We start from the raw sequence: 21,623 nt of genomic DNA on the forward strand, positions 1-21,623 counted from the left end.
GCGCACGCAGACTCAATCCGAGCAGGCACTCCGCCCCGAACACCATTCACCACGAAGCACGACAACTCCCACGGAGGTACCAATGTCAGAACCGATCGTCGCCACCACGGCGAACTTCGACCAGATCGTGGCAGACGCCCCGGGTCCCGTCATCGTCGACTTCTGGGCGCCCTGGTGCGGCCCGTGCCGCCAGGTCGCCCCAGTGCTCGACCAGATGAGCGAGGCGCACGAGAACCTCTCCATCGTCAAGGTCAACGTCGATGACGAGCCCGACCTGGCCATGAAGTTCCGCATCACGAGCATCCCGGCCCTCAAGCTGTTCTCGAACGGCGAGGTCGTCAAGGAGGTCGTCGGCGCATACCCGCGTGCGGCGCTCGAGAAGCAGTTCGCCGACTACCTGGGCTAGACCCGACCGGCGAAGGAAGCAGACATGGCGAGGGCGCCGATAACGCCCGCAACGAAGGCGCTCGTCGCTGCCGGGGTCGAGCACGTAGTTCACAGCTACGTGCACGACCCCGGCGTCTCTGCGTTCGGCGCCGAGGCGGCTGCGAAGCTCGGCATCGACGAGGCCCGCGTCTTCAAGACGCTGATCGTGCAGCTCGACGAGAAGCAGCTGGCTGTCGCCGTCGTGCCCGTGAGCGGGTCGCTCGACCTGCGCGGGCTCGCTCAGGCAGCTGGCTGCAAGCGTGCGGCGCTCGCCGACACCGCGCTCGCAGAGAAGCGAACCGGGTACGTGCGAGGTGGCATCAGTCCGTTCGGCCAGCGGATGCGACTGCCGACGTACCTCGACGAGTCGGCGTTCGCGCATCCGACGGTCTTCGTCTCCGGCGGACGCCGAGGGCTCGACATCGAGGTCGCGCCGACGGCGTTCCTGCAGGTCGTCGACGGCCATCGCGCACCGATCTCGAAGCGCTGATTCGGGGGCTCCGGACGCAAACAGTGGTGCGCACGCACTTCGCCTGCAGCTCACGCACGCGGGCCGATCAGTCCACTTCCTGCATGCGGTTCGCGAGACAACGCTCGGCGCGGGCGTATCCTGGGATTTCGACTCTCGCGAAGGAACCCCGTGACGCATCCAGGAGACGTCGGCCCGCAGACAGGCCGAAACCTTGACCCGTGGTACACCAGCTACGCCGACCGCACCGCCGGTCTGGCCGCCAGCGAGGTCCGAGCCCTCTTCGCCGTCGCCTCTCGCCCCGAGGTCGTTTCGCTCGCCGGCGGCATGCCGTTCGTGCAGGCCCTCCCGGAAGAGCTCATCCACTCCGCTTTCTCCACGATGATGCGGGAGCACGGCTCCGAGGCACTGCAGTACGGGGGCGGGCAGGGCATCCCCGAGGTGCGCGAGCAGATCCTGCAGGTCATGAGCCTCGAAGGCATCAACGACGCGTCAGCGGACGACGTCGTCACGACGACCGGTTCGCAGCATGCCCTCGACCTCGTGTCGAAGCTCTTCCTGAATCCCGGAGATGTCGTCCTTGCGGAGGCACCCAGCTACGTGGGTGCGCTCGGCACGTTCAAGTCGTACCAGGCGGACGTTGCCCACGTCACGATCGACGACAACGGACTCATCCCAGAAGCGCTCGAGGAGACCATCGCGCACCTTCGTGCCGAAGGCAGGACCATCAAGTTCCTGTACACCGTCGCGAACTACAACAACCCCGCCGGCGTCACGATGAGCCTCGAGCGGCGCATCCGCGTGCTGGAGATCTGCAAGCGCGAGCACATCCTGATCCTCGAGGACAACCCGTACGGGCTCCTCTACTTCGACAAGCCCGGCCTGCCAGCGCTGCGTTCGATGGATGCAGAGAACGTGGTGTACCTCGGGTCGTTCTCGAAGATCCTCTCGCCGGGCCTCAGGGTCGGCTGGGCGCTCGCGCCGCACGCCATCCGCGAGAAGCTCATCCTCGCCGTCGAGGCGTCCATCCTCTCCCCGTCGACGTTCAACCAGTGGGTCGTCACCGAGTACCTGCGGCAGAGCGACTGGCAACAGCAGATCGAGGGCTACCGGGACGTGTACCGGGAGCGTCGCGACGCCATGGACCAGGCCCTGCAGGAGCACCTCCCGCAGCTCAGCTGGACGAAGCCGGACGGCGGCTTCTTCGTGTGGGTGCGCCTCACCGAGCAGCTCGACTCGAAGCAGATGCTGCCCCGCGCCGTGAAGGAGCTCGTCGCCTACACGCCAGGAACCGCGTTCTTCGCCGACGGCCGCGGCCGACACGAGATGCGCCTCTCGTTCTGCTACCCGACCCCCGAGCGCATCAAGCTCGGCGTGCGGCGTCTCGCGAATGTCATCAACGGCGAACTCGACCTCGTCGAGACGTTCGGAACGTCGACGCGGCGCGGACCCGACGCGGACCGCGTCAATATGCCGCCGCCCAACATCTCCTGACCGCGGCACCTGACTCTCCTACGAAGGGAACCCCATTGAGCATCGAGGGCCTGCACGTCGTCATCCTCTCCGGCGGCATCTCGCATGAGCGGGACGTCTCGCTGCGATCTGGCAGGCGGGTCGCGGATGCGCTCAGCCGAGCGGGCGCGAACGTCACCATCCGCGAACCCGACGCCTCCCTGCTCAGCTTTCTCGAAGAGTCGAAACCCGACGTCGTCTGGCCCCTGCTGCACGGCTCGAGTGGCGAGAACGGTGCCCTGTATTCGCTGCTGCGCGCCGCACGCATCCCGTACGTGGGGTCCCGGCCGACGTCCGCGCGGCTCGCCTGGAACAAGGCGACCGCGAAGGCTCTCGCGAAGCGAGCAGGGCTGTCGACTCCCCCTTCGATCGTGCTCGAGAACAGCACGTTCCGCGAGCTCGGCGCCGAGGCCGTCATGCGCCTCATCGCGCGCGGCATCGAGCTGCCAGCTGTCGTGAAGCCCGTCGAGGGCGGGTCAGCGCAGGGTGTGACGTCGGTCTCGACGTTCGAGGAGTTCCCGCAGGCACTCGTCACCGCGTTCACCTACGACGACACGGTGCTCATCGAGAAGCGCATCGAGGGCCGCGAGGTGATGGTCGGCGTGCTCGACCTCGACGGCGAACCGCTTGCCCTGCCCGCAGTCGAGGTCGTGGCCAACAAGGGCGTCTACGACTACGAGGCCCGCTACAACGCCGGTGAGACGACGTACTACGCTCCGGCCAGACTGTCCGACGAGGAAGCCCAACGCGTCAGCGAGGCGGCCCTGCACGCGGTCGCGACGATCCGTCTCTCCGACATCGCACGGGTCGACTTCATCGTCGATGAGGCCGGCGTCGTGTGGTTCCTCGAGGCAGACCCCATCCCGGGGCTCACGGAGACCTCGATCGTGCCCCTCGGCATCGAGGCAGACGACTCCGAACTCAGCGCGATCTACGCGCAGCTCGCCGCATCTGCCGCAGCGCGCGGACCACTCGAGTAGGCAGCTCTTCCCCGCAGAACAGCTGAGGTGGATGTGCGGTCGACGCGCATCCACCTCAGCTGTTCCTGGGCGGGACTTCGCTGGACCTGCACCCGAGTGGCGAAGCAGTCCAGGGACGGCAGGGAGACGGGCAGGCTGTCGGCGCCGCCAGGTGCGGCGCCGACGTGGGCCGAGCTACTTGCCGGGTGCCGACTCCCCGAGCTCCTCGAGGATCCGATTCAGGTCCGCGATGGAGGCGAAGTCGACGACGATCTGGCCCTTGGTGCGCCGCAGGGTGACTTTGACGCGAGTGTTGAGGCGGTCACCGAGCTGCTCGCCGATCTCGTCGAGGTACCCGGTGAGGCCGCTGCGGGGCTCCTTGTGGATGGGCGCCTGGGTGTCTGCCTTGGCGCTGCTCGACTTGGCGGCGGCAGCTTCGGCCGAGCGAACGCTCAGGTCCTCGTTGACGATCTTGTCGGCGAGCTGCTGCATGGCTGCCGGTTCGCCGGCGCTGAGGATCGCACGGGCGTGGCCTGCTGAGAGCACACCGGCTGCGACGCGACGCTGAACTTCCAGCGGAAGCCGAAGGAGGCGCAGCGTGTTGCTGATCTGCGGGCGCGATCGACCGATTCGCTCCGCGAGCACCTCCTGCGTGATCCCGAAGTCGTTGAGGAGCTGCTGGTACGCGGACGCCTCTTCAAGCGGGTTGAGCTGACTCCGGTGCAGGTTCTCGAGGAGCGCGTCACGCAGCATGACGTCGTCTTCGGTATTGCGGATGACGGCCGGGATGCTCGAGAGACCGGCTGCCTTCGTCGCCCGCAGGCGACGCTCACCCATGATGAGCTCGAAGTCGGCTTCGTCGCGGAGCGGGTGGTCGGCCGGGATCGGGCGAACGACGATCGGCTGGAGAACCCCGAACTCGCGGACGGAGATGATGAGCTCCTGCAGCGCGGCCTCGTCGAACTCGGTTCGAGGCTGGTGCGCGTTCGGAACGATCCGGCTCGGGTCCAGGGCGCGCAGGGTCGCACCAGGGATCTCGATAAGGCCGTCTCCGTCGACGCCGTTGTCGCTGTCAGCGGTACTCGGCGCTGCAGTTGCATCGAGCGCTTCGGGCGAACGCTCCGACGCGGGTGCGCTGGTGCTCGTGAGCTCCTGGGTGTCGTCGACCATGCTGGTTGAATCGATCTTCTTCGATTCAGCCCCGTTCTTCGGAGTCGCGGGGATGCCTGAAGCTGCCTTCGCAGCTGTGGTGCGGGCCTTGGCTCCGGCAGGGGCCTTGGCAGTAGAAGACTTGGCAGCAGGGGTCTTGGCAGCAGACACCTTGGCCGTTGGGGCCTTGGTCGTTGCCGCTCTCGCACGACTTGCACGAGTCGCGGGGGGCTTCGTTTCCGTACCCGTCTCTGCGGTCTTGGCGTCGTCTGATGCCGCATCTTCGGCCGCCGCGGCATCAGACGCGACCGTTGTCGCCTCCTTTCCTGCATTGGTACGCGTCGATGCAGTCGTGGGATAAGCAGGTGTGTCGCTGTCGAAGAAAACGTCGGAGGGGCGTGATGCACCTCGGTCTGACGTGGGGATGAGGGCCCCGATGCCCCGACCGAGTCCGGTCCGTTTTTTTGTAGCCATGTTGTTTATGCTCCTCGCTGGGCGATTTCGACGGCCGCTTCGAGATACGCGATCGCGCCGGTCGAGGTTGGTTCGTGGGAAATGATGGTCTTGCCGAAGCTCGGGGCTTCCGAGATACGGACGGTGCGAGGAATCGCAACCTTCAGCGTCTCCTGTGGGAAGTGCTCTCGAACGTCGGCGGCGACCTCCTGCGACAGGTTGGTGCGCCCGTCGTACATCGTCAGCAGGATCGTCGTGAGTCGAAGCTGCGGGTTGAGGTCCTGTGACAGGAGATTGAGGTTCGAGATCAGCTGTCCGAGTCCCTCAAGGGCGTAATACTCGCACTGGATGGGGATGAGTACCTCTCGCGCAGCGACGAAGGCGTTGATCGTCAACAGGCCGAGCGAGGGAGGACAGTCGATGAAGACGTAGTGGAATTCCTGGTCAGTGCCTGTGGTCTCGTCGAGGAGCCCAGCGATTGCCTGACGCAGGCGGTAGTCGCGCTTGTCGAGGTTGACGAGCTCGATTTCTGCGCCCGCCAGGTCCAGTGTCGCCGGCACGCACCAGAGGGTGTCGATGTCTGGGCACTGCTGCATGAGCTCGCTGAGCGGTTCTCCGTCGAGGAGAGCCTCGTAGGTTCCCGCGGTCTCACCACGGTGTTCGATACCGAGCGCAGTAGAAGCATTGCCTTGTGGGTCCAGGTCTATGACCAGAACGCGGGCGCCGAGCGTCGCGAGGGCCGCCGCGAGGTTGACCGCGGTTGTTGTCTTCCCGACTCCACCCTTCTGGTTGGAGATCGTGAAGATGCGCGTGTGATCGGGGAGGGGAACCTCTCGTTTGACGAGGCTCTTTCTCCGCTGGTTCAGTTCAGAGAGAGCCGTGGCGAGCGGTGAATCGTCGAGCTGCGACGCTGGTGGCGAAGCGGCATCGCCGGCAGATGAAGCTTTCAAGAATGCTCTCCCTCAAGTAGACGTCTCAATTGTGCCCCAGATCGCACGCGGAAACGCGGTGACGCTCAGGCTTGTGGAATCAGTGCACCGCGGTTGGGGGTAGTTGGTTTCACGTGGAACATAGGCCTGGGATCATCAACTTCAGCTAGAGGGTTGAGGTGTCGTGTAGACAGCCGACACCGAGAGCTGGTCCCAGCCGGATCTGAAAAGGCTCGACCAGTCCACTCGAACTCGTTTTTACCCAAGCCCTGCCTCCTCGTAGCGTCAGACTGGGAGCCCTCAGGAGTGAGGTGAGGGGGGGAAGTGACGCACGCGCGTACACACCCACGGCCGTACACATGACGGACACACGGACACACCGACCCACGGACCCATCGACCCATCGACCCATCGACCCACCGACCCACGGAGCGATCCACGGAGCGGATCCACGGACTCAGGGGCCCACGAACGGGTTGTGTTTCACGTGAAACGCTGGTCATCGGGTAACTGCACGAAAGCACGGATGCGTGCCTGGCGCCCGCTCCCATTCCTCCGCGAGCACGAACAGCTCGCCGCCGTGAATTTTTGCACGAATTGATGCAGACCGCAGGACCGTGTAACTGGACTGCGCAACACCACCCTGCGTTGAATCACGATCCGAACGCGGTAGGCGCAGCCCGCGTCGACCGCACCGTCTACCGCCAACAGCACCCGGACCTTCAGAAAAGAAGCCGATGGCGAGGGGCCAAGCACCAGGAGAGCCTTCACGGGGCGGAACTGGATTCTGCAGCCCGTCGGGACCCGATGTTGAACGGATCTGCGGACCCTGCTGCTGACCAGACCTGCGGGCTTTGAAGTGGGAGGGATCGGCGAGACCAGCGCGACCGACGGCAGTCAGGAGGCCGGCGTCCTTGTTGTTGTCGTGAGCGACGGCGTGGCCTGCCCCTCCGCAGCCCAGAGATACAACCGGCGCCGCGGAAGCGGAGGCCGAAGCAGGAGCACGACCTGCTCCACCAACGGGCACACGGCTGTGTGCGCCACAGTGGACTCGAACCGCGCCCCGGCCACTGCAGTGGCGGGCAATCTGCGCGGAGGGAGAGGCGCGCCACTCAACAGACGTCCATTCACCTCGACGACTACGTTTCACGTGGAACGGCCGGAATTGCACCCAAGCTACCCTGTCCTTCAATGTTCCCGAGCGAGCCCGCACTCGACCTCAGAACCAACCGTCGACTGAAGACCGATGATCATGGTGCGCAAGAAGAGCTTGAGGACGGACCGAACCTCAGAGCTTTCGACAGGCCTGAATCGGGGTTGCCCAATGTCACCCTCCTGTGTGCGACGCGCAAAGTTCGTCCCAGTGGGCCTTCTCAGGGTTGTCATCGTCGCCGCCGCAGTAGTGGCGAGGAGCAACGATCTGAGGACAGGACCGATAGAGGCTGCCGAAATAGGCCCGATGGGACACTCACCTCTTCCTCAGGCCACGGAACCAATCAGCTCCGGCCGCTACAGGAGGACTCTCCGGCCGCTACAGGAGGACTGCCCTAGTCTGCTCTCTCCACGGCACCAGTCCAGTCAGTCAGAGACGCAAATCAGCGTGGACTTCGGACACAAGACACGACAGGACACTGAGGGGCCAGCAGACCAAACCGCAGGGTCCCAAAGCCCCACAGCACACAATGGGGACGCGGAACACAAAGAGACGAGGAGATGGAGAGACGGAGAGATGGAGAGATGGAGAGATGAAGAGATGGAGAGATGGAGAGTACTCGATCTCATTCGCCGCCTGCGCGCGAGATTCCCGTACTGATTGAGCGCCGGCTCTCACCGACCAGTGACCTTGACCCGCTGACCTCTTTCAATCGCTCTGAAGGAAGTCAGCGTCATCCCTGCAGTCCGTTTCACGTGGAACACACGGAGGACGTGAGCCCACCACTGTTTGGCGCCCGGCACCGTCTCTGCGGGGGCCAAGAGACTAGCAAGGGGTTTGCGACCCTCTTACGAGGCACCCACCACCCCCTCACCACTGGAACGAAACGTTGATGTTCAGCCCGCGACGGTGCCCAACGTCGACGAATACGATCGCGATGCAGCAGGCGAAGGGAAGGCACCACCTGTATGCACCCACCGGCCCGGGCACTTCGTTGGCACCTCGGCTAATCACCCGCCACCACTCAAACGCCACTACAGACCCGAAATGCGGCGGCAATCATTAGTCAAGCAACTGCGCACACGCTGTGCGGGTAGGGATATCGTGGAACGAGATCTCCACGGTACGGCACCACTCCCTACAAGCCGAGTGAGCAGCCACGCCTCTTCGCCTAATGCCAGCCGCGACGCAGCATGGGCTCCGTGTCGCGCCCAGCCAACGCTTTCACGTGCACCCTGCTTTGCGTCGCTGTGATTGCCGACCGAGGCTAGTACTTCCCGTGGCTTCGGTCTCGACTAGCGGCACGCGCGACGTTCCGGCTTCGTTCCACGTGAAACACGTGAAGAGTAGCTAGTTCTCCTCTGGTCCGTTGCACGATCAGCCTGCGCCCAGACCCTAGGCGGCGGCCCTGCTGGGGCCCATCATGGGCCCGCTCACAGGGCCTGATGGGACGGACCGACGGTCGACGAGATTCGACCGCTCAGCTACACGTCCCACGGGACTGCCTTGTTTGTGACGGTGGGACTTCATGGATCGCTCCCCTTCCGCAGACCCCGAGACGAAGGTATTGGCTTCGTTTCACGTGGAACGTGAACCCGACGGCTGACAGCTCGGTTCGGGCCTCAAGCCAGGTCGGGTCTCAAGCTCCCGACAGCTACAAAGCCGCACGGCTCGACCTGGAAGACACGACAAGAGTGTGAGGACTCCAATATCCACGTCCGCGGGTTGTGCGGGCCGCAGAATGAGCACCGGACCTCGCAAGTGCGAGACCTCGAAGTTCGAAACGAAGAGTCCGGTCCGGCGCTCAGAAACAAGGCCATCGGACGCTGAGATTCAAGGGATAGCCGAGCGCACGCCGGTCATGTGATGAGAGCTCCATGATGAGCTCCGAACACCAGCGGATCGCAACTACACCTCACGGCGACGGTCACGACTGGAACCACGGGCCTAATTCAACTTAGGCTACCGACTGCTTTCGCCAACGCCTTCACTCCCTGTCTTGTGTCATGCCGATTCCACGTTGCAGCACAACCGCGGGGTACCCGTGGGTCGGTAGCGGTTGAACATGAGTACCTCACGCAACCCATATGAGAACCTAATCGAGTCCCGTCGGACCACTCCATTTGTTCCATGACTGTCCAGTACTGGGACCCAGACTCCACCACACCAGTCGACTGTCAGCACTGCGGGAGCCTCTCAGCCCCCTACGCCCACCCTTTAACCTCGCCAGCAAGCCCCTGTTCTCAACGTACTCCGATCACTCGCGGCACAGACGTGCCATGATCCAGAGGTGCTGTTACTTGTTGCCATTTGGCATTTGCTGCTGTTTGAGAGTTCAGGTGACCCAGCTAGCAGACCACGTTTCACGTGAAACGGGGCGCATTCCTAGCGCTCAATACGGTGGTCGAGCCCCAGTGCAGCAGCCGCTAACGGCGAACCGTTGACGAGGCCAGCCAGCATGACTCTGGGCGCATCTCACCAAGCTGTCGTTCCTTCTCCACTGGACGGTGCCTTCCTGAGCGTTCACGTGACGTCACGTGGAACGCAATTCACTCCCAAAACTCGGGCGGGCCCGATTGACCTGTAGGACTGTGTTGCAGTTGGCCCGAAGCGTTCATTCGCACGAGCCGCAATCCGTGACTGCCGCCCTCTCTCTCACGGATCAGAACCTCTGGCAGCCACGGGCACCGGAACTACCCTGACCTCACTGCTTGAGCACCTAGAGACGGACAGTCAACGGCGACTCATGCCGATATCGATCGAGAACTCCCGTCGGTGTCGATCGCGGAGCAGATCACTGTTGAGAGATGGACCATCGACGCTTACACAAATGCGGTCTGGCAGGGCGGCCCACTCCGTTGCATTGGTTTATGCGAAGGGCCTCTGCGCACGAGCATCATCGCCCGAGACGTGACTCGATCTGTCAGCTGTCAGTCGTCAGCCGTCACGTTCTGTTTCACGTGGAACACAGCCCTCATCTCAGGATTCGCGGCTGGGATGACACCGTTCCTCCGGCCCGCTGCCCGAAGACGCGTCCCAATAGATCTCCCACATGGTGGGTGGCTGACCTGAGGTTCTCTTTTCCTATTTCCCTACTTGGAGCTGAATCGAGTCCGGCCACGGCGTAGAGAGCACTCTCAACTCGTCGACAGACAAGAGTCTCAGATTGACAAGGCGGCACTGTTCCGAGCGCTGCGCCCTTGCCCAAGGCCGGTGAGCCCAGCCGGCGCCCTCGACGAGCTGAACTCCTTGAGCCCTGTGGAACACTCCGCTCCGCCCCACAGAGAGGACCAGATGCCGCCGCCCAACATCCAGTATCCGGCGACGGCCGGCTGCTGGAGCCCGCTAGTCGACAACGAGGCGACACCGGCTCCTCATGGTGTTCGAGTCATGGTGCTCTAGCTTCAAGCGCCGACAATCATCCGTTTCACGTGGAACACACCGCCCTAGAGACTCTCACTACCAACAGCCGGAGCAGGACCGCTACCCACTTCGCGCCGCGGTTACGATCCACAGTTCAGTCGTTGCACCTGTCTGGGACTCTGCTGCCGCGCCTGATTCGATGACAAACGCATTCTCGCGAACCCTCTCAGTCACACGATCCGTATCCTTCCGAACGAGGCGAAGTGCAGCGACTCCGAACGCCCGGGCCTACGGCCCAAAGGAAAGCAGTACTACTCTCGCGCTCCACCAACCGTTAGCCGGCCCCAGCGGTCGCGAGCTTGGATCCAATTTGCCGCGACTGGGTTCCGGCGTGCGATTGAGATCGGACACATCGAACGTCAACGCTCGGAACTTCACGCAGCTGAGTCAGTGAATCACTGCATCACTAGGCAGCTAGGCCGCCGCAGAGACGCAGAGCCGCAGAGACGCCGTTCAACTTGGCACCCCTAGTGCTGTCGCTGCACTTGATTCGGACTCCAGACCGCAAACTCACACGGTCGATATGCTTCGGCTGGCCCGCTCAATCTCATCCCATCCCCTCTCCCAAGCCATGGTGAGAGTGGTCCCCAGGACTTCGGGGCCACTGGGGGCAGAGGGAATCCGATCGGCAGTGCCTTGGGAGATCCATGGGTGTACGCGCTTGCTCAGCCCAATGGTCATTCCAACAGGCTGCGTACGAGGGATTGCACGCACCCTATTTGCCTAGTACTTCCTCCTCGCTTCAACGAGCGAGTACCCGGGTGCGGGAGTACGCGGGTGCGCGAGCTCGATGTCCCGATCGGGTGACCACGAGCTTGCAAGCCTTGGCCTGAGCGTTGGTGATGGTCCGACCACCGTCGTTTCACGTGAAACAAACACAAGCCGTTCCTGAAATGAACAGTAGTGAGATCGACAACGGGACGACCGGCCCGTCTTGATCAAGGAAGTTCTGAAACTGCGCGAGGAGCTCAACTGGCGGCCATCGCGGAATTCTCGATCTTGGATCTTGAATTGCACGATGTTTCACGTGGAACGATTTGAAGACAAGACATCGAGACTGGTTGAAGTCACGAGTTCGATCACGTGAACATAGTCATGTGCAGGCACTGCCCGCGACGGGACCGAACATCGAGCGGCTCACGTGAGCTCATCATCGACGCAATCGCACTTGGTAGTCCCGAGCGGGTACGGTCCCACAGCCAGGTCTGTGCCCCCACACGGGTAACCAGACGATTGGGAGCAGCACCGCACCCCACGAGACAGCCAACGCCGATCCGGGCACGGACAGGGGCAACGAGAGCGGCAGGGTCACGGTCACGGTCACGGTCACGGTCACAGTCACAGTCACAGTCACAGTCACAGTCACAGTCACAGTCACAGTCACAGTCACAGTCACAGTCACAGTCACAGTGAAGCTATCTCCACACCAGACCAGCTTCCAGCGCCCAACGCGCGCTCCGACAAGCTTGTGGACGGACAGTGACAGTGCCGGCTTTCACGCGCCGCGCCTCGATTTGCAGACGCTACCGACTCGGACGCTCTCCTCCCTCCTCTGCCCCTACCCCGTGCCCATACCTGTATCGCCCCAACTGAACCGGAACCGCACCCCCACCGCCATTCGTCTGTCGCCCGCAGCCCGCAGCCCGCCGTGACTACCCAGTCGCCAGTAGCCGGCCGCAAGCTCGTCACGTAGCCTTCCTCGCGCCAGCACGGCGATGGCACGCGAGACTTCAGAGATCAGTGAACCGCGTCGGGGCGGTCGGGGGCGGTTCAGGGCGGTCACAGCGGCCTCAGACTTCCTGCACTGGCTCGGGACTGTCTCGGCGTGCGCCATGAAGGCTCGAGCCTTCATGTGCCCTTCCACACCTATCCAAAGAGCAACGGGCGGAGTGCGATAGCAGAGAGCGACAGGGCTAAGGGCGACAGGCAAAAGAATTTGCCGCCCACCACCACACCACGATCGGCACTGCCGCCGGTCAGCTCTCCGAGTCCGTCAATGTCCCGGGGCACGCTTCCAAGGCATCTGAAGCCCCCACACCCCCGTGGCGCCGCCATGAGCCACGTCGGTCAGACGGTGGTCAGGCCCGACTCATGGCTGCGCAGCGAGCGACGGTTTCGCGGCGCATAGGCCTTCTGGATAACAACGCGCCACGAAAATCCACAGTTTCACGTGAAACAGCCGCCGTTGACGAAGAGCTTCATACGAATGTGTCGGGAGCACACAGTTCGGGAGTCGGGAGCTCGTAGGGCTCGATGGCCCGAGTTCGAGTGCCTCTGCGAGGGGCTCTTGCAACTGATCGAGGTTGGCGTCATGTGACGTGGGGACGGCGCCTGGGGCATCCATGAGCGAGAACGGTTCGCGTCTGACCGACTGACTCCGATTCCAGAGCTACGGCACGCTATTCCGTGCGGATTCAACACCGACAGACCAAGAATCCGACTTCGGGACACCTGATCGACAATGACCGGCAGATTCACGTGAGATAAATACCGCGCCCGTGTTGTTCACGAAGAACACCAAGCTGCATCGAACTCCACCGATACAAAGAGTCAGCGTTTAACTGTGACTCTGAGGACGACCGAAAGAGAGCAGTCAGTCGACCGTCGCGCGAATAACTCGCGTCGTCTCGGTGTCCAGCTCTTCCCCGAGTTCTTCGACGCGAACATCGATGAGTCCGAACTTGCGAATCACCTTGCTGGCCTTCTCGATCTCCGCTTCTGCGGAGCGTCCCTTGAGGAAGACCAATTCGCCGCCTGAGCGGACGAGCGGAACCGTGATCGGGATCAGCTTGCTCAGAGCTGAAACTGCTCGGGCTGTCAGCTGGTCGAACGTGAACTCATCGTGGACCTCTTCGGCACGAGCACGACGCACCTGCACGTTCTCGAGGGCAAGCGCATCCACCTCACGCTGCAGCCAGTCGGTACGACGCTCCATCGGCTCGATCAGCACGAAGTTGACATCAGGGCGTGCGATAGCGAGCACGATACCCGGCAAGCCAGCACCAGAGCCGATGTCTCCAACGAGGCCCGGACGGAGCAGCGGCGCCATGAGCACCGAGTTCACGATATGGCGCGTCCACAACCGCGGGTACTCGAGGGGTCCAACCAGACCGAGCTGCTCCCCGTACTGGGCGAGGTCGGACGTGAACGCCCGCGCAAGGTCGATACGGTCAGCGAAGAGCTCGGCGGCGATCGCCGGCTCGACCTCGACCTCGGTCGGCTGCTCAGTCATACGGGAGATCCCTCTCGAACGTGAATGTTGACGCCAGACTGCAGTGCCTCCCGCAATCAGCTCGAACCAGTCTGACACGTGCGGCGGCGACCGCACCCGCCTGACAGTCGTCCACGGACAACAAAGCTGTGGATAACTTTGTGGAGAACGCGGGATCGAGGCGGGTCAAGAGTCAAATCGCCTGGAATAAGCCCCTGAACAGGCTTTTAACGAGGGAAGGTGCAGAACTCGCCGAGGAGCGCACTCTCGCCTGTGGAAACTCCTGTGGATAAGTCCTAGATCAGGCAGACGCGACTGGGCGGATGACGGTGTGACGCTCACGCGCCTCGCCCTCCGACTCGGACACGTAGCCACGCTCCGAGACGATGTCGTGCACGATCTTGCGCTCATAGGACGACATCGGGGGAAGCGCAGCCGATGAGGCGCCTTCTTCGATGCGAGTCACGGCCCGGTCGACGAGACCGACGAGCTCGGCGCGGCGCGCGTCGCGCGAGCCGCCGATGTCCAGAATGAGTCTCGAGAACTCTCCGGTCTCGGCTTGGACGGCCAGACGAGTCAAGTGCTGGAGAGCATCAACCGTCTCACCATCCGCGAGCTTCGAGAGGTTCGACTCACCGTCTGAGTTCACGGAAATGTACGTGCGAGACTCGCGAACCTCGATGTCGAGGTCACCGTCGACGTCGCTGATGTCCAGCAGCTCCTCGAGGTAATCCGCCGCGATGTCACCGTCGTCACGGGGGTCCGGTGTGCTGACATCTGCGGGGATGGTCTCAGGAGTTGCTTCAGTCATGCGGGTTCCTTAAACAGTGTGGCAGCGAGAGTTGGGGAGCTACTTCTTGGCAGGTGGGCTGCTCTTGCCCGACGAGGTGCCACCGCTCGGCTTGCCGCCGGAGGCCTTCTTCTTGGCCCTGTTCTTCGACACGGGCTGCGTTCGCTGCACCGGCTGCTGGACGGGTGCCTCGATGATGACGTTGCCCTTGGCGTCCTTGCGCTCAGGCTCGACCCACTTGCCCCGAGCCTTGAGCCGGTCCTCGCGAGCCTTCGCGGCTTCAGAGCCGGGCGTCGGCATGTTGCGGATGATGATGTACTGCTGCCCCATCGTCCAGAAGTTCGAGATGAGCCAGTACGTCATGACACCGAGCGGGAACATGACACCGGATACCAGGAACGTGAGCGGCAGGATGTACAGCAGCATCTGCTGCTGGCGGTACATCGGCGACTCCTTGGTCGCCTGCGACACGTTCTTCGAGGTGATCTGCTTCTGGGTGATGAACTGGGAGACCGTCATCACGACGACCATGACGCCGGCGAGGATCTGCACTCCGACGTTGCCGTCGTTGTTGAGGAACGTCGCACTCAGCGGTGCGCCCCAGATGTCTGCCTGCGAGAAGGATGTGGCGAGCTCCTGGTTGAGGAGGCCGACACCCACCGTGTTGTGCTGCGCGCCGTTGAGCACAGAGAACAGGCCGAAGAAGATCGGCATCTGCACGAGGAGCGGCCAGCAGCCAGCCATGGGGTTCGAGCCGGTGCGCTGGTAGACCGCCATGGTCTCGCGGCGCATCGCCTCCATGGAGAACTGGTCGCGCTTGCCCTTGTACTTGTCCTGGATCTTCTTGATCTCAGGAGCGACATCCATCATGGCTCGCTGGGACTTCACCTGCTTCACCATGAGGGGAATCATGGCGGAGCGGACGACGAGCACGAGGCCGAGGATCGCCAGGATCCAGGTCCAGCCGTCTGTGCCATCGAGACCGAGCGTCGTCCACAGCGAGTGGAATCCGACCAAGATGAGCTCGATGACCCATTTGATCGGCCACAGGATGGTTCCGAGGATATCCATGAGTGTGGTGACGTCTTTCTCTTAGATGCCGCTAGCTGCCCTGGACTACGAATCCGTGGGCAGTAGTGGTGGTGGTTCTGTGTTCAGGCTCTGGCACGTCGTCAATGCCTCCGGCAGCCCAGGGGTGGCAACGAACGAGTCGTCGCCCGGTGAGGAAGCCGCCCCGGAGGACGCCATGAACCTGCACGGCTCTTAAAGAGTACGCGGAGCAGCTGGGGTGATACCGGCAGACATCTCCGTAGAGCGGAGAGATCAACAGCCGGTAGCCGTTGAGCACAGCGATGACGACGTTGCGGGGAAACAGCGCGACCGCGCGGAGTGAGCCGCCCATCAGGTGCTCGAGCTCACGGTTCTCGGTGCACTCTCGTCGCCGCTGGCGGCGATACGACGCACTCCTCGTAAGGATCCGAACCGTGCACGCTCCCGCAGCTCCTCGAAGCCGAGCGCAGCTGCTTCGGGGTGCACGCGGTAGACGATGTCGAAGCCCGACCCCACTTCAGGGAGAAGCTCCCTGGAGACGGCTTTGAGTCGACGACGGATGCGATTGCGCACAACGGCCACACCTACCCGCTTCGAGACAATGAAGCCGAAGCGAGTAGGTGTGTCGTTGGTGTCGCGCTCGCGCACGCTGACCGTGATTCCCCGAGCACCCACGCGAACGCCGCGTCGAACGATGGCTTGGTAGTCATCGCCCTTCGTGACGCGGTTCGCGTAGGGAAGCAAGAAGCTACGCGGAAAGCTCGGTGCGTCCCTTGCGGCGACGAGCCGAGAGGATGGCGCGACCCGCACGGGTGCGCATACGCAGGCGGAAGCCGTGGGTCTTCGCGCGACGGCGGTTGTTTGGCTGGAAAGTACGCTTCGACATGAGAACTCCGGAAGATACGACCCGATCGGCGGACGCCGTACGGATTTTCACAAGTGCCCTACCGAAGGGCACAACTGCCTTAACCTACGTGACCTGCGCCTGGCAGTCAACTGCCGCCAGAAGCCCCGCATTATGCTCACGAGCTCGTGCCGAGGAGCGGCGACATGCCGGATCCAGCGAAAGCGATTGGCGCACGCCCTGATCCGGCGTAGGCTGGACCCCTACCTCTGCAAGTTATGCACAGGCAGACGCCCGTTTGTCCACAGAAGTTGTGGATATCTCACCGGGTAGATCACAATGACTTGCGCACCAGTGCCACACGGCCGGTGCGTTGACCATGCTGCGAGTGCGCAGCCAAGAAGAAACGCCGGCCCACAGAGATGCGGAGCTGGGAAGTACAGAGGGACGGGGGGAGTGCTTCGGTGACCGACCCCGTTTCGGAGACGTGGCAGACGCTGCTCTCCACACTGCGTGAAGACGACCGCGTCCCCGCTTCCCTTCTGGGGTTCCTCGGCCTCGTCGAGGCGAAGGGCGTCATGAGCGGCGCCCTGCTCCTCGAAGTCCCGAACGACATGACTCGCACGATGATCGAGACGCGCGCGCGGGTGCCGATGCTCGCCGCGATCGCTGAGCTCGACGAGTCCGAGATCAAGACCTTCGCGGTGCTCGTCAACCCGGATGCTGCGCCGCGAGCATCGGCGAGCGAGCCCCTGGACTCGCACGACTACATCGAGGTGGCACCACCACGCTCCGCTCCCGCGCCGACGAGCTCCGTCACCGTGGTCGAGTCGGAGGCGGTCGGCCTCCATTCCTCGTCGGATCAGGGAGCGCGCACACAGCCAGACCCGGAGTCGCGCCTCAACCCTCGCTACACCTTCGACAACTACATCATCGGAGGGTCGAACCGATTCGCGCATGCTGCCGCGGTCGCAGTAGCGGAAGCACCGGCTCGCTCGTACAACCCCCTCTTTGTCTACGGCGGCTCCGGGCTGGGCAAGACCCACATGCTCCACGCCATCGGCAACTACGCCGAGTCGATCTATCCGGGCATCCAGGTCAGGTACGTCTCGAGCGAAGAGTTCACGAACGACTTCATCAACTCGATCGCCAACAACAGGACGCAGTCGTTCCAGGCGCGCTACCGCGACAACGACATCCTCCTCATCGACGACATCCAGTTCCTCCAAGGCAAGGACTCGACGCAGGAGGCCTTCTTCCACACGTTCAACACCCTGCACGAGCACAACAAGCAGGTCGTGATAACGAGTGACCTACCACCGAAGCAGCTGACGGGCTTCGAGGACCGGATGCGGTCGCGCTTCGAGTGGGGCCTCATCACCGACGTGCAGTCGCCTGACCTCGAGACGCGAATCGCCATCCTGAGGAAGAAGTCGCAGGTCGACAACCTCCTGATTCCCGACGATGCGCTCGAGTTCATCGCTGCACGGGTGTCCTCCAGCATCCGTGAGCTCGAGGGCACGCTCATCAGAGTCACCGCGTATGCGAACCTCAACGGTGAGAAGGTCGATCTTGCGCTCGTCTCGACCGTCCTGAAGGATCTGGTCTCCGACCAGGACACGGGCATCGTGTCTCCGGTCGACATCATCAACCGCACTGCCGCGTACTTCCAGCTGACCGTCGATGACCTCTACGGCTCGTCCCGCTCTCAGGCGATCGCAACGAGCAGGCAGATCGCCATGTACATCTGCAGGGAGATGACGAACCTCTCGCTCCCGAAGATCGGGCAGCTGTTCGGCGGACGGGACCACACCACGGTCATGTACGCCCACCGCAAGATCACGAAGCTCATGACCGAGCGGCGAGACGTCTACAACCAGGTCACCGAGCTCACCGCGCGCATCCGCCAGAACGGCAACGGCCGCTCCTGAGCGACCCATCTGCTCCACATCACGACGCCACGTGCTCGGATGTGGAGTTTTTCTTGCCGTTTTCGCCTGTGGATAACTTGTGGACTGTGGAATCGACACGCGAGCACGGACTGTGGAAAACGCCCTCGACGCTGTGGAGTCCACGAAGTTGTGCACCCCAGTGCTCGTCAGCGTGCACAGGGCGTCCACCGCTCGACCACAACTTACATTCTTGTAGTTCCCGTGGGGCTGCTGGTGAGTTCGGAGTTATCCACAGTGTGCACAGCTGTTAATACGATGATGACAAGAAATCTATAGATATTGGGAGAGTCGATGACATCGATGGACGGTGGTCGGCTGGACGTCGGCGGGCTGGTATTTTCGCGTGCGCGACACCTCGGGCATGCTGCTGCGTGCATCACAGGATGCACGGGCGATCGGTCACAACACACCGAATCGAGGCGGCTACCATTGGGGCATTCCAACGAGAGGAACGCCTAGTGAAGTTTGTTGTCAACCGTGACGTCTTCAGCGATGCGGTGTCGTTTGTCGTCAAGCTTCTGCCTCAGCGCCCGACCCTCCCCATCCTCAGCGGTGTCGTCGTCGAGGTCGGCGAGGCAGGCGTCACGCTCTCGTCGTTCGACTACGAAGTCTCAAGCCGCACCAGCATCGACGCTGATGTGCAGGAACCCGGTGCGGTCCTCGTACAGGGTCGTCTTCTCGCAGACATCGCGAACCGCCTCCCGCAGGCCCCCGTCGAGCTGAGCCGTGACGACTCCGGCGTTGTCATTCGCTGTGGAAGCGCTTCGTTCCACCTCCCGACGATGCCGATCGAGGAGTTCCCGAGCCTTCCCGTCGTCGAGGGTGCCAGCGGCTCCATCGCCGGCGACGTCTTCTCGGAAGCCATCTCCCAGGTCGCCGTCGCCGCTTCCCGTGAAGATGTCGCCCCCGTCATCACGGGCGTCAACCTCTCCCTGCAGGCAGACTCCATGAGCCTCGTCGCAACCGACCGCTACCGCGTCGCTGTTCGCACGATCGAATGGCAGAGCTCGCTCACGGAGACCGAGACGGCGCTCGTGCCGGCGAAGACGCTCGCCGAGGTCGGCAAGTCGCTCGGCAGCTCAGGTGAGATCACCATCACCCTCGTCAAGGACGACATCCGCGAGCTGATCGCCTTCTCTGCCGGCAACAAGACCGTCACCTCGCTGCTCATCAAGGGCAACTTCCCGGCCGTCGAGCGTCTGTTCCCTGCTGAGACGCCGCACTACGCGGTGCTCACGGTGAGCGACATCGTCGACGCGGTTCGTCGCGTGCAGCTCGTCCTCGAGCGCGAGGCGGCCTTGCGCTTCACGTTCACGACCGAGGGACTCCACCTGGAAGCGCTCGGCAGCGAGCAGGCGCAGGCGAGCGAGAACCTCGACGCGGTGCTCCAGGGGAACGACATGGTCGTCTCGCTCAAGCCGCAGTTCCTGCTCGACGGCGTCGGGGCCATCCACTCGCCGTTCGTTCGCATCGCGTTCACGAACTCCGAGAACCCCAACAAGCCCGGACCAGTGCTGCTCACGAGCCAGACCTCGCGCGATGAAGGCGAGTCGACGAACTACCGCTACCTGCTGCAGCCGAATCTGCTCATGCGGTAACCGGTGCACGTCACCCGTCTGCAGCTGCACGACTTCAGGAACTACGAGTCGGCCGACCTCTCGCTTGGACCCGGCGCTCACCTGTTCGTCGGCTCCAACGGCCAGGGAAAGACCAACCTCGTCGAGGCGATCGGATACCTGGCCACGCTCGGTTCGCACCGAGTCTCGAGCGACCAGGCGCTGGTGCGCTTCGGCCAGGAGTTCGCCGTCGTCAAGATGGAGCTGGCCCACGAGACGCGCTCGCTGCACCTCGACGTGCAGATCGCGAGCTCGGGTGCGAACAAGGCGCGGGTCGGCGGACAGAACGTCCGGTCTCGGGACCTGGCCAGGTACTTTGCCAGTGTGCTGTTCGCACCGGAGGATCTGACGCTCGTTCGCGGCGAGCCCGGGGCGCGGCGTCGGTTCCTGGACTCCCTGCTCGTGACCCACTCGCCCAGACTTGGCGGTGTCATCGCCGACTACGAGCGTGTGCTTCGGCAGCGGAACTCCCTGCTCCGCTCCATGCGCGGGCCGCGATCGTCCGACGCGATGATCGCGACGCTCGACGTGTGGGATGAGCGAATGCTCGAGCTCGGCTCGCAGATCATCGCGGAGCGACTGCTGCTCTGCGACCGGCTCCTGCCTCACCTCGCCGGTTCGTATCAGCGTCTTGTCGGCGCCGACCACCGTCCGACGCTCTCCATGCGGGTGTCGGCATTCGGGCACGCAGCCTCCGTGATGGGCGACGCGGATGGCGAGGGGGCCGAGGTCGAGGGTGGCGAGGTCACGACGTCTGAGATCCGCGAGCGGTTCACAGCACAGCTCGCTGCCATGCGTCCGCGGGAGCTCGAGCGCGGAGTGAGCCTCGTGGGCCCGCACCGCGACGACGCCGTCTTCTGGTTGAACGGCCTGCCGGCCCGCGTCACGGCGAGCCACGGGGAGTCCTGGTCGTTCGCCCTCGCGCTCAAGCTCGCCGCTGCCGAGCTGGTGCGGAGCGAGTCGCGGGCTGGGGATCCCGTCCTGATCCTCGACGACGTCTTCGCCGAGCTCGATGCTTCGCGCCGATCGCGCCTTGCAGAGGCGATCGGCGACTTCGAGCAGGTCCTGATCACCGCGGCGGTCCTCGAAGATGTGCCAGCGGGGCTGCGGTCGCAGGTCATCCGCATCAGCGCTGGAACGATACAGACGGGCCAAGCCGATGAGTGAGGGCGCGGAAGTCTACGCGCGCTTCAAGGAGGTCTTCGGCGGGAAGACGACCTCCTTGCGCAGGCGACTGGCCGCCAAGGCGAAGGACGAGCAGGGCACCGACCTGTCCGAGCCTTTCGGCTTCGGCCGGGACCCCGTCGCTGCTGGTTCCGCTCTCGCGGCGCTCACCAGGCAGTTCGGCTGGAACGGCCCCATCAAGCAGGCGGAGCTGATGGATGCGTGGCCCGAGATCGTCGGCAAGGAGACGGCCGCGCATTCGACGCCCCTGCACATCGAGGACGGCGTGCTGCTCGTCCAGTGCGACTCGACAGCCTGGGCGACGCAGCTCCGCGGCATGCAGACGCTGCTGCTCACGAACCTCATCGAGAGGTACGCCGAGGCGAAGGTCGAGCGCATCCGCTTTCTGAACCCGGGTGCCCCCTCGTGGAAACGCGGTCCCAGATCGGTTCCAGGGCGTGGCCCACGCGATACCTACGGTTGACGAGGCATTTACGGTCCTGGCCATTGTTTTCGTCGCTTG

At 63.4% G+C, this 21,623-nt stretch carries 16 protein-coding genes; 8 read left to right on the forward strand and 8 right to left on the reverse strand.

All coding sequences use genetic code 11. The annotated features are described in order from the left end of the window. The first annotated feature begins 82 nt into the window (after positions 1 to 82). The 4 genes from trxA (at position 83) to ITJ61_RS13030 (ending at position 3,387) form a co-directional block, all read left to right on the forward strand. The gene (gene trxA / locus ITJ61_RS13015) at positions 83 to 406 is read left to right on the forward strand and encodes a thioredoxin (RefSeq protein WP_104244011.1); all 324 of its coding nucleotides are present in this window, start codon (positions 83 to 85) and stop codon (positions 404 to 406) included. A 24-nt stretch (positions 407 to 430) separates the two neighbouring features. Further along, entirely contained in the window at positions 431 to 916 is a 486-nt protein-coding gene (gene ybaK, locus ITJ61_RS13020; RefSeq protein ID WP_104244013.1) for a Cys-tRNA(Pro) deacylase, read from the forward strand. Between the two features lie 150 nt (positions 917 to 1,066). Continuing rightward, positions 1,067 to 2,389, forward strand: a complete 1,323-nt coding sequence (locus ITJ61_RS13025) for a PLP-dependent aminotransferase family protein (RefSeq protein WP_104244015.1) — start codon at positions 1,067 to 1,069, stop codon at positions 2,387 to 2,389. Positions 2,390 to 2,424: 35 nt separating this feature from the next. After that, complete coding sequence (locus tag ITJ61_RS13030; RefSeq protein ID WP_104244016.1) at positions 2,425 to 3,387, forward strand: D-alanine--D-alanine ligase family protein; 963 nt, start codon at positions 2,425 to 2,427, stop codon at positions 3,385 to 3,387. Positions 3,388 to 3,561: 174 nt separating this feature from the next. On the opposite strand, the gene ITJ61_RS13035 is transcribed toward ITJ61_RS13030, so the two are convergent. The 8 genes from ITJ61_RS13035 to rpmH all read right to left on the reverse strand — a co-directional run bounded on the left by ITJ61_RS13035 (position 3,562) and on the right by rpmH (position 16,410). Further along, positions 3,562 to 4,536 (reverse strand): ParB/RepB/Spo0J family partition protein, encoded by a 975-nt coding sequence (locus tag ITJ61_RS13035; RefSeq protein WP_194686411.1) that lies wholly within the window; start codon positions 4,534 to 4,536, stop codon positions 3,562 to 3,564. A gap of 458 nt (positions 4,537 to 4,994) precedes the next feature. Continuing rightward, positions 4,995 to 5,918 carry a ParA family protein gene (locus tag ITJ61_RS13040; protein ID WP_104244018.1) on the reverse strand — a complete coding sequence of 308 codons (924 nt, stop codon included), beginning with the start codon at positions 5,916 to 5,918 and terminating at the stop codon, positions 4,995 to 4,997. A gap of 7,148 nt (positions 5,919 to 13,066) precedes the next feature. After that, complete coding sequence (gene rsmG, locus ITJ61_RS13045) at positions 13,067 to 13,705, reverse strand: 16S rRNA (guanine(527)-N(7))-methyltransferase RsmG (protein WP_104244020.1); 639 nt, start codon at positions 13,703 to 13,705, stop codon at positions 13,067 to 13,069. Between the two features lie 280 nt (positions 13,706 to 13,985). Further along, complete coding sequence (locus ITJ61_RS13050; RefSeq protein WP_104341958.1) at positions 13,986 to 14,495, reverse strand: protein jag; 510 nt, start codon at positions 14,493 to 14,495, stop codon at positions 13,986 to 13,988. A gap of 39 nt (positions 14,496 to 14,534) precedes the next feature. After that, positions 14,535 to 15,545: a membrane protein insertase YidC gene (gene yidC, locus ITJ61_RS13055; protein WP_104244024.1), complete on the reverse strand. Its 1,011-nt coding sequence runs from the start codon at positions 15,543 to 15,545 to the stop codon at positions 14,535 to 14,537. Positions 15,546 to 15,576: 31 nt separating this feature from the next. Continuing rightward, on the reverse strand, positions 15,577 to 15,876 hold the full coding sequence (gene yidD, locus ITJ61_RS13060; protein WP_104244026.1) for a membrane protein insertion efficiency factor YidD: 300 nt from the start codon (positions 15,874 to 15,876) through the stop codon (positions 15,577 to 15,579). Further along, on the reverse strand, positions 15,876 to 16,268 hold the full coding sequence (gene rnpA / locus ITJ61_RS13065; protein WP_104244028.1) for a ribonuclease P protein component: 393 nt from the start codon (positions 16,266 to 16,268) through the stop codon (positions 15,876 to 15,878). Before rnpA ends, yidD begins: the two co-directional genes overlap by 1 nt. 4 nt (positions 16,269 to 16,272) lie before the next feature. Beyond that, positions 16,273 to 16,410 carry a 50S ribosomal protein L34 gene (rpmH, locus tag ITJ61_RS13070; protein ID WP_068484134.1) on the reverse strand — a complete coding sequence of 46 codons (138 nt, stop codon included), beginning with the start codon at positions 16,408 to 16,410 and terminating at the stop codon, positions 16,273 to 16,275. A gap of 422 nt (positions 16,411 to 16,832) precedes the next feature. Here rpmH and dnaA point away from each other — a divergent pair, with 422 nt between their 5' ends. From dnaA to ITJ61_RS13090, 4 genes are all read left to right on the forward strand, one after another. Beyond that, positions 16,833 to 18,299, forward strand: coding sequence for a chromosomal replication initiator protein DnaA (gene dnaA, locus ITJ61_RS13075; protein ID WP_258064842.1), 1,467 nt, complete (start codon positions 16,833 to 16,835; stop codon positions 18,297 to 18,299). Positions 18,300 to 18,778: 479 nt separating this feature from the next. Beyond that, positions 18,779 to 19,918, forward strand: a complete 1,140-nt coding sequence (dnaN, locus tag ITJ61_RS13080; RefSeq protein WP_104244032.1) for a DNA polymerase III subunit beta — start codon at positions 18,779 to 18,781, stop codon at positions 19,916 to 19,918. Between the two features lie 3 nt (positions 19,919 to 19,921). Next, positions 19,922 to 21,103 carry a DNA replication/repair protein RecF gene (recF, locus tag ITJ61_RS13085; RefSeq protein ID WP_104244034.1) on the forward strand — a complete coding sequence of 394 codons (1,182 nt, stop codon included), beginning with the start codon at positions 19,922 to 19,924 and terminating at the stop codon, positions 21,101 to 21,103. Next, on the forward strand, positions 21,096 to 21,584 hold the full coding sequence (locus ITJ61_RS13090) for a DUF721 domain-containing protein (protein ID WP_104244036.1): 489 nt from the start codon (positions 21,096 to 21,098) through the stop codon (positions 21,582 to 21,584). Before recF ends, ITJ61_RS13090 begins: the two co-directional genes overlap by 8 nt. The last annotated feature ends 39 nt before the right edge of the window (positions 21,585 to 21,623 follow it).

Source organism: Pseudoclavibacter sp. VKM Ac-2888, from assembly GCF_015351285.1.
GTDB lineage: Bacteria > Actinomycetota > Actinomycetes > Actinomycetales > Microbacteriaceae > Pseudoclavibacter.